The organism is Vibrio ichthyoenteri ATCC 700023, from assembly GCF_000222605.1.
Taxonomy (GTDB): Bacteria; Pseudomonadota; Gammaproteobacteria; order Enterobacterales; family Vibrionaceae; genus Vibrio; species Vibrio ichthyoenteri.
This window is the reverse complement of record NZ_AFWF01000053.1, coordinates 1-7,593: the sequence shown is the minus strand read 5'-3', so window position 1 is coordinate 7,593 and position 7,593 is coordinate 1. Positions and strand designations below refer to the sequence as shown.

The 7,593-nt window shown below is 45.2% G+C and carries 6 protein-coding genes and 1 riboswitch; of the genes, 2 read left to right on the top strand and 4 right to left on the bottom strand.

Annotated elements, in window-relative coordinates:
• The coding region (locus RH85_RS05385) for a helix-turn-helix domain-containing protein (RefSeq protein ID WP_006711190.1) at positions 1–770 on the top strand (770 nt) is incomplete at its 5' end.
• A gap of 135 nt (positions 771–905) precedes the next feature.
• Here RH85_RS05385 and RH85_RS05380 read toward each other — a convergent pair.
• Positions 906–2,486: a Na+/H+ antiporter NhaC family protein gene (locus RH85_RS05380; protein WP_006711189.1), complete on the bottom strand. Its 1,581-nt coding sequence runs from the start codon at positions 2,484–2,486 to the stop codon at positions 906–908.
• A gap of 87 nt (positions 2,487–2,573) precedes the next feature.
• Positions 2,574–2,746, bottom strand: a riboswitch (Lysine riboswitch).
• A 320-nt stretch (positions 2,747–3,066) separates the two neighbouring features.
• Between RH85_RS05380 and RH85_RS05375 the strand changes: the two genes are divergently transcribed.
• On the top strand, positions 3,067–3,498 hold the full coding sequence (locus RH85_RS05375; RefSeq protein ID WP_039948661.1) for a hypothetical protein: 432 nt from the start codon (positions 3,067–3,069) through the stop codon (positions 3,496–3,498).
• A gap of 216 nt (positions 3,499–3,714) precedes the next feature.
• Here RH85_RS05375 and RH85_RS05370 read toward each other — a convergent pair whose 3' ends face one another.
• From RH85_RS05370 to RH85_RS05360, 3 genes are all read right to left on the bottom strand, one after another.
• Positions 3,715–4,632, bottom strand: a complete 918-nt coding sequence (locus RH85_RS05370) for an aminoimidazole riboside kinase (protein WP_006711187.1) — start codon at positions 4,630–4,632, stop codon at positions 3,715–3,717.
• 94 nt (positions 4,633–4,726) lie between these two features.
• Positions 4,727–6,100 carry a PTS transporter subunit EIIC gene (locus RH85_RS05365; RefSeq protein WP_006711186.1) on the bottom strand — a complete coding sequence of 458 codons (1,374 nt, stop codon included), beginning with the start codon at positions 6,098–6,100 and terminating at the stop codon, positions 4,727–4,729.
• A gap of 10 nt (positions 6,101–6,110) precedes the next feature.
• The gene (locus tag RH85_RS05360) at positions 6,111–7,571 is read right to left on the bottom strand and encodes a glycoside hydrolase family 32 protein (protein ID WP_039948659.1); all 1,461 of its coding nucleotides are present in this window, start codon (positions 7,569–7,571) and stop codon (positions 6,111–6,113) included.
• Positions 7,572–7,593 lie beyond the last annotated feature (22 nt).

Here is a 7,593-nt window from a genome sequence, read left to right as displayed (position 1 = left end):
TAGAGGTTGGACAATTAATCTCGCTGGCGCAAATCTCAACAGAATTAGAACATGCGCTTTTGCAATGCCAGAATATTGAGGATGCGATTCATAAACTGATGGATGTGATGCCTTCATTGAATAGCCATGTGTCAATGTGGGCAGAGCAAGTAGACGGTCTGTGGTACTTATGTCACCGCGGAGCTTATCATCCATCGACACCAGGTTATGAACAAGCAGAGTGGTTTCGTACGTTCGCATTACTTTCTGTCTGTCGACGATTACTGGGTAGAGAGTGGCGGCCGAAAAGGGTATTAATGACGATCCCATTCCATATAGGGCAGGCATACGCCTCAAACTTAGAAAGCTCAAAAGTCGATTTCGCACAGCCTTTCGGCGGCATTCAAATTCCTGTAACCGACGATTTTCTCCCAATAGCAGACACGAACATTGGCATCGATTGGACCGAGAGTGTCACAAGGCTGTGTCAGACCTATTGTGTATTGCCTTGGTTTAATGTTCGTTGGTTAGCTAAGCTATTGGGTTTATCTGAGCGAACACTTCATCGACGGTTTGTGGAGCACGGCGCTACATTCAAGTCTCTTCGTGATAGAGCAAGAAGTGATATGGCGATTTCACTGTTAGGTCATGATCTTCTAAAACCAGAAGAAGTCGCTTGGCTCTGTGGCTATAGCGATCTTTCTAACTTCAATCGAGCATTTAAAGTGTGGCAGGGCTGCTCTCCTTCTCAATATCGAAAGAAGGCGATGGAGTTGAAACGGATTAAATAACGACTGGATAAATATATAGAGGGACATATGCGATAGCAGATGAGCTTCCTGCACATGGAAAAATGCCCGCGAAGTCATTAGCGGGCATTTGGCTAGTTGTGAAGTGCAAAGCAAGTTGCTTTCAGTGTCAACGGATTACGCTTTGGCTGTTGCCATAATAGGTTGGTTTTTTCGCATTGCGTACAAGCAAAATAACAAGAACCAAGCGCCGCTCACCGCCACACCAATCCACGTAGAATGAGTGTAACCAATCGCCACGTAACCTAGTAGGGCACCGAATGCTACTGAAGTTGCGTAGGGTAGCTGGGTTAGAACATGATCCATATGGTGGCAGCCTGCGCCCGTTGCCGAGAGAATACTGGTGCTTGAGATAGGAGAGCTGTGGTCACCAAATACCGCACCAGCTAATACGGCGGCCAGCATTGGCAATAGCATTTGAATGTCACTGGCTGCAGCAATATCACCCGCCAAAGGCAGCATGATGCCAAATGTACCCCAACTGGTGCCGGTCGCAAAAGCCATGGCACAAGATAGGACAAACACTACCGCTGGTAGCATTTCTACCGGGATGTTACCGTTCGCCATCGACGCTAGGTACATACCTGTTTTCATGTCACGTACCACCGCACCGATGGTCCATGCAAAGAACAGGATCACAATCGCTGGCATCATGGCACTGATACCTTGAGGCGCAGCTTGCAACCAGGTTTTAGCGCTGAGTTTCAAACGCAATGCGAGAGAGATAGAAACCACTAAGCTGCACATCGCACCGTAAACCAGTGAAGAACCGACGTTGGTGTTTTCAAATGAGCCGATTACGCTAAATGGCAAGCCTTTCGCTGTTAGGACAGAGGCTCCAGAGTCAATCATGAAGTACACGGTTGCCAATGTGAGGGTTAGGATCGGCAGAACCATATCGATCATGCCGCCGTTGCTGTTCTCTGGTGTTTCAATATCTAGACCGGTTGGGCGACCGCGAGATTCATCCCACAATTTACCCTCCAATGCCCATTGTTCATGCTTACGCATTGGGCCAATGTCGAGCTGAAATGCAATCACGCACAGCACCATCACCAATGTAAACACGGCGTAGAGGTTCATTGGGATCATTTCTACGAAGGCTGAAATTGGGCTTTGATCTGTTACGTTATGCGCCGCCATGATGCCGCCGATCAGGGCAATGATGTAAGCGCCCCATGATGAAATCGGCATCAATACACATACCGGCGCCGCGGTAGAATCAAGTAGGTAAGCCAGTTTGGCGCGCGAAATTTGGAAACGGTCGGTTACCGGGCGACAAATCGCACCGACAGAAAGGCTGTGAAAAAAATCATCGATAAAGAAGATGAACACCATTAAACCGGTTAGGGATTTGGCGCTGCGGCGATCTTTACAGCGAACCGCGGCCCAGTCTGCGAAAGCTTGAGTTGCGCCTGATACGCTCATTAAGCTGATCAACGCGCCCAACAGCAACATAAAAATGATCATGTTGGCGTTTTCGCTGTTCAATGCCCCATCAGCCCATACGAGGTTGAGCACGTTGTCCAACAAGTAATGCGCGGTTTCCAGCGGTGAATACTGATTTAACATCAGTGCTCCCGCAGTGATGCCAGCTCCGAGCGACAGCAGTACGCGTCGCGTCGTCACGGCCAGAATGACCGCTAAAACTGGCGGCACGATAGACAACAAAGAGTCTGAATAATTTATGAGGTTCATAATCTCAACACCTACAACAACAAGGTGGAGATCTACCGAAAAGAGGTGTAACGAAGACGTCAGAAGGAATGACAAAGACTTGTTACCCCTTCAGGTAGCGCTCCATAGGAAAAATACTATGGCAGTTCTGTGCCTATTCGACACAGACCCAGCAACTGAGCGTGATAACTGCAGTCACTTCGGCGCTGGCTCCTTTCTCCGGCATCATCGGGATCATCCTCCGCACGGGTACTGATAGGCAGCGCGCCTCTACTGATTAAGGGTTTACCGCGACATAATAGCAGCCAACTAGATCAACACAAGCATTATGTATTGTTGGTTGAGGAACTGTTTATATAATCAACTTTACCTAATGTCTTTTCTTGTCTTCTTTGCTTTGCTATCGCACTCAACACCATTCACGATAAGCAGGCTTTTGCCTGGAGAATTGGCTGAGGGATGCTTAACCTAACAACGCCAACCGAACATTAAGAAATCCTTAAGATTTGCATCAATGGGGTTGAGATCACAAGCGGACGATTTGTTGGCAGGGCTGTGGTTGGTAAAATATCGTGTATGGAATGCATTTTCAGGGACAGATATGAGAAAAGGAATAGTCGTTGGGCTGACGCTTGGTGTCGGCGTTGTGATCATGGTGGCGAGCAAGTACCAGCTGTTTGGTTTTAGTCATGCAACCACCTTCCCTCAATTACCAGAAAACCCCAACTTTACAGTATCAAAAGATTTTGATGGCGAATGGTTAGGGCGACGAAAAGACGTCTCAAAAAACTGGCTATGCGAACGTACAACGATATCAGGAAAAGTGGTTGATGGATTTGTTCAGCTAACGCTAACTTACAATGGTACTCCCTTGAAAGGTTGGATTGATGAGCAAGGGGCATTGACGCTATATGCGACAAATGCTCGCTGGGATTACCGCTTTACTGCTACGGCATCAGGCAACCGAATACAAGGCGATTGGTTTCTGACCAACGGGCCATGTAAAGGCTCGTGGTACGTTGAACGAAGCTAAGGTTATTTTGAGAGGTAAACAGGACGGTTTTTTGTTCTGGGATCGTTTTGAGTAATGTTTTCAGTGATGTTTCCAGTAATGCTTTTAGCAATTTTCGTAGCAACGTTTTTAGCTATCTATGCAACAGACGTTTTCACTCCTTTAAAAAAGCCCGCTCAAAATTGGCGGGCTTATTCCTATTTTCAATTCGCTTTAGTCTGCTCGTGAGGTATGACTTTATTCAAGGGCCAGTAGGGCTTGTCGTGTGGGTAATGCGGTCATTGCGCCTTTTTGCGTTGTCGCTAATGCGCCACAAATGTTGCCCCAACGAACCGCTTTCTCAACCACTTCACTGCTGTTCCATTTAGAATGCTGTGATAGCTGCGCCAGTAAGCCACATACAAACGCATCACCAGCGCCGGTGGTGTCAACGACCTCAACAGAAATCCCTGAAATGATACGCTGCTGACCATTGAATACCACTAGTGCGCCTTTTGCGCCTAATGTAATCACCACTAAAGGGATATTGTATGATTCGATCGCGGCTAATCCGCTGTCTAAATCCGTTGTATCGGTTAAAAATAACAACTCTTCTTCAGAAAACTTCACCACGTCAGCGAGGGTAATAGCTTGCATTACAACGTGTTTGATCTCTGATGGATCGCGCCATACTTCTTCACGCAAGTTGGGGTCAAAGCAGACAAAGCCGCCGGCCGTTTTGATCGCAGCAAGCGCATACAAAGTAGAGCTTCGGCTCGGCTCATTCGCTAATGAGATCGAGCAGGTATGTAGCCACTCTCCGGCTGTAAAGGTAGGGACATCCGATTTTTCAACGAACTGATCGGCACTTGGCTTGACCATAAACGTAAAGGTTCGCTCGCCCGTGTTATCTAAATCGACTAATACAGTGGACGTTCGCTGTGCTTGATCTAGCTGAAGTTTGGCAACATCGACACCTTCTGCGCCTAACGTCTTACGCATAAAGACACCAAAGGGGTCTTGCCCAACTCGACCAAAGAAGGCGCAATCACCACCTAAGCGCGCAATTCCCACAGCTACATTGGCAGGCGCACCACCGGGGCATTTTAAATAGGTAGTTGATGTTTCAGGTATCAAATCTACGACGGCATCACCCGTTAACCACACTTTATTCATCTTATTCTTCACTCTAATAAAGCGGCCCGAAGGTGAACTTTCGAGCCTAAAATTATGCTAAGAAAACAATAACGTATAGGGGAACTATTCGCCGTTATTTCGTTCTCTTAATTGGATTATAAATGCGCGTTAACATAAACGAGGTCGTAAATGCGCTGACGATAACCGCTAAGTAACCAAGCACCGCTGTTAGAGAATGTGAGTACAGCAAGATACCCGGGATAAAGGTAATCCCCATGCCAGTCGCGCTAATATTTAAGATAAAAGTCACTAAGCCTCCGACTGCACCACCAATCATGCCGAAGAAAAACACTTTGCCATATTGCAGGTTTACGCCAAACAGTAGCGGTTCAGTAATACCAAATAGTGTCGACATAGACGCGCCGTACGCATTGCTCTTTTTCTGTTTGTTCTTTAACAGTGTTGCTACCGCGATGGCTGCACCAAATTGACCAGCCATTGAAGCAGTACCCAGAGGTTGCAATGGGTTTAAGCCGGTGTCATTCAATAAACCAATTTCAATTACCCCGAGAGCGTGATGCAGGCCAGTAATAACGATCATTTGTTGGAAAGCACCATAGAGGATGTAACCAATGCCGAGTGGCAGATCAAGCGCCATGCGAACCAGAGATGTACAGCCATGCTCAATGCTTTGCAGTAGCGGACCAAAGCCAAATAGGATCACCACAATCGCAATAGTAATGGTCATAAATGGAGTAATAATAAGATCCATACTGGTTGGAACAAAAGTGCGTAGCTTTCTCTCTAGATAAGAGGTGAACCAACCTGCAAAGATCGCAGGTAAAACCGTGCCTTGGTAGCCTACTAATGGGAAAGAAAATCCAAACAATGTGACCATCATCGGCTCTGCGCCACCACTTGCTACCGCCCATGCGTTTGGCAGTTGTGGTGCAACCATCATTAAGCCAACCACAATCGCAATAACGGGGTTACCACCAAATTTTTTCGCAGCAGAAAAGGCAATCAAGACCGGCAAGAAGGCAAATGCAGTGTCAGTTAACATGCTAAATAGTGCTAGCAGTTCTGGTGAAAACTCAACACCTGAATGCAGCAGCATGCCACGTAAACCCATTAATAGACCGGTTGTGACAAGAGCTGGGATCAGAGGGACCAGAATGTCAGCAAGCGTACGAACGACTTTTTGGCTCATCGTCATGTCAGAAAATGCGTCTTGCTTAAAATCGCCACCGTCGGTTGATCCGCCAAGTTTTTGTTTCAGGGCGTTATAGACGTGAGTGACCTTGCCTGTTCCAATGATGAATTGGTGTTGGCCTGATTGGTAGAAGTAACCACTGATTTGCTCAATGCCTTTGGCTTCATCAACGTTGACTTTGTCATTGTCGTTTAAGATTAAGCGTAAGCGAGTGGCACAGTATTCTGCGTTTTTAATGTTACTAATGCCGCCGATACTATCGAGTATCTCATTGGTAATTGCATCATAATTCATAGTCTTTTACCTAGATCTTATTTACATACTGTAGGGTTGTTTTTATTTCAACCGGTACATCACAGGTTATTTTTAAGTATTGATCGCCACTTGATGGGAAAAATAGCGATGTAAATACATCACGTCCTTGGTCTGAGAATATTTCGATAATACTCTGGTCACAAAAAATGGTTGAGCTTTCGCTCTGTTCTGATAATGAACAAGAGCGCACTGAGCCAAATTCATATTCCGGATGGTTATGATTGTAATTCGTTCTGTCCATCATGAGTCTTTTGTTTTTGTTATCGACAGTGAAAATAAATTCATTGTCTGACTCGTCAAAAATAGTAATGGATAGGTTTGCATCTTGTGAGTAATTAATATCGAGTAAAAATGACATTGATTCTAATTTTACCGCTTCACCGATGGCTAATTTTTTACCTTCCAAAGTAAGGTCTAAATTATTTTTATTGATCGGGAAGAGGCTTTGATGGACTCTATTCTCTTTAATCGATAATTTTCTTGGTGCGGTTAAGCAGTTAACCCAACCATATTGTTCTGAGGGTAAGTTGTTGTCGGTTCCTGCCCATGCGATCAATGTTGGCTCAGATGGCGAGTTGGCCATCGTTTGTGGCGCATAGAAATCAAACCCGCGATCAAGCTCATCCCAATGAGTGACTGTAAAAGTCAGTGAGGGCCAATCAACCTTACCGATGCAGTAGACCACGTTATAGCGATTGTGGAATTTGTCTTGTTTTGGTGTAATACCTTGAGGAGAAAAAATGAGCACATCTTGGCCATCAACCTTAAGTAAATCAGGACACTCAAACATAAAAGCTTGGTTGAAGTCGGCATCAATATCGATGGAAAGCTCGCCTTTTAATGTCCAATCTACCAGGTTGTTGGAGCAATAAACAATGATTGAGCCTTTGAGGTCTTTTTCTCTCTGAGCACCAAGCAGCATGTAATACACATCATCTTCTTTAATGATTTTAGGGTCTCTTACATGGCCAGTGTAACCTTGTGGGAATGATGAGATAACCGGATTGTGCGGCGATTTTATAACTTGGTTATCTTTATGTAAGGTCGCGAGGCACTGAGTTGCATCACGCTCATCACCCATTTTTATATTACCAGTATAGAAAAGATATGCAGAATCACCTTCTATAAGTGCTGCTCCAGAATAAGCTCCGTGGGATTCATATTGCTCTACCGGAGTTATTTTACTGCCATGTTCTTGCCATGAATATAAATCGCTCGATGTTAAATGCATCCAATGTTTCATGCCATGGATAGTGCCAAATGGATACCATTGGTAAAATAGATGGTATTGGTCGTTAAAATAACAAAATCCATTTGGATCATTTAATAATCCGTGAGGAGGGCTAATATGTAATTTTGGTCGATATACGGTGCTGCAACGAATGTCGTTAAACTTTTCATTGTCTTCTTTGGTAGCACTATTAATTGTTTTGTATTTGTTTGAATCCACGGTGATACCCAATGATTAATCC

Bases quoted from the DNA above. Each gene is read 5' to 3' on its own strand.
- RH85_RS05380 (WP_006711189.1), bottom strand. From the start codon at position 2,486: ATGAACCTCATAAATTATTCAGACTCTTTGTTGTCTATCGTGCCGCCA.
- RH85_RS05375 (WP_039948661.1), top strand. From the start codon at position 3,067: ATGAGAAAAGGAATAGTCGTTGGGCTGACGCTTGGTGTCGGCGTTGTG.
- RH85_RS05370 (WP_006711187.1), bottom strand. From the start codon at position 4,632: ATGAATAAAGTGTGGTTAACGGGTGATGCCGTCGTAGATTTGATACCT.
- RH85_RS05365 (WP_006711186.1), bottom strand. From the start codon at position 6,100: ATGAATTATGATGCAATTACCAATGAGATACTCGATAGTATCGGCGGC.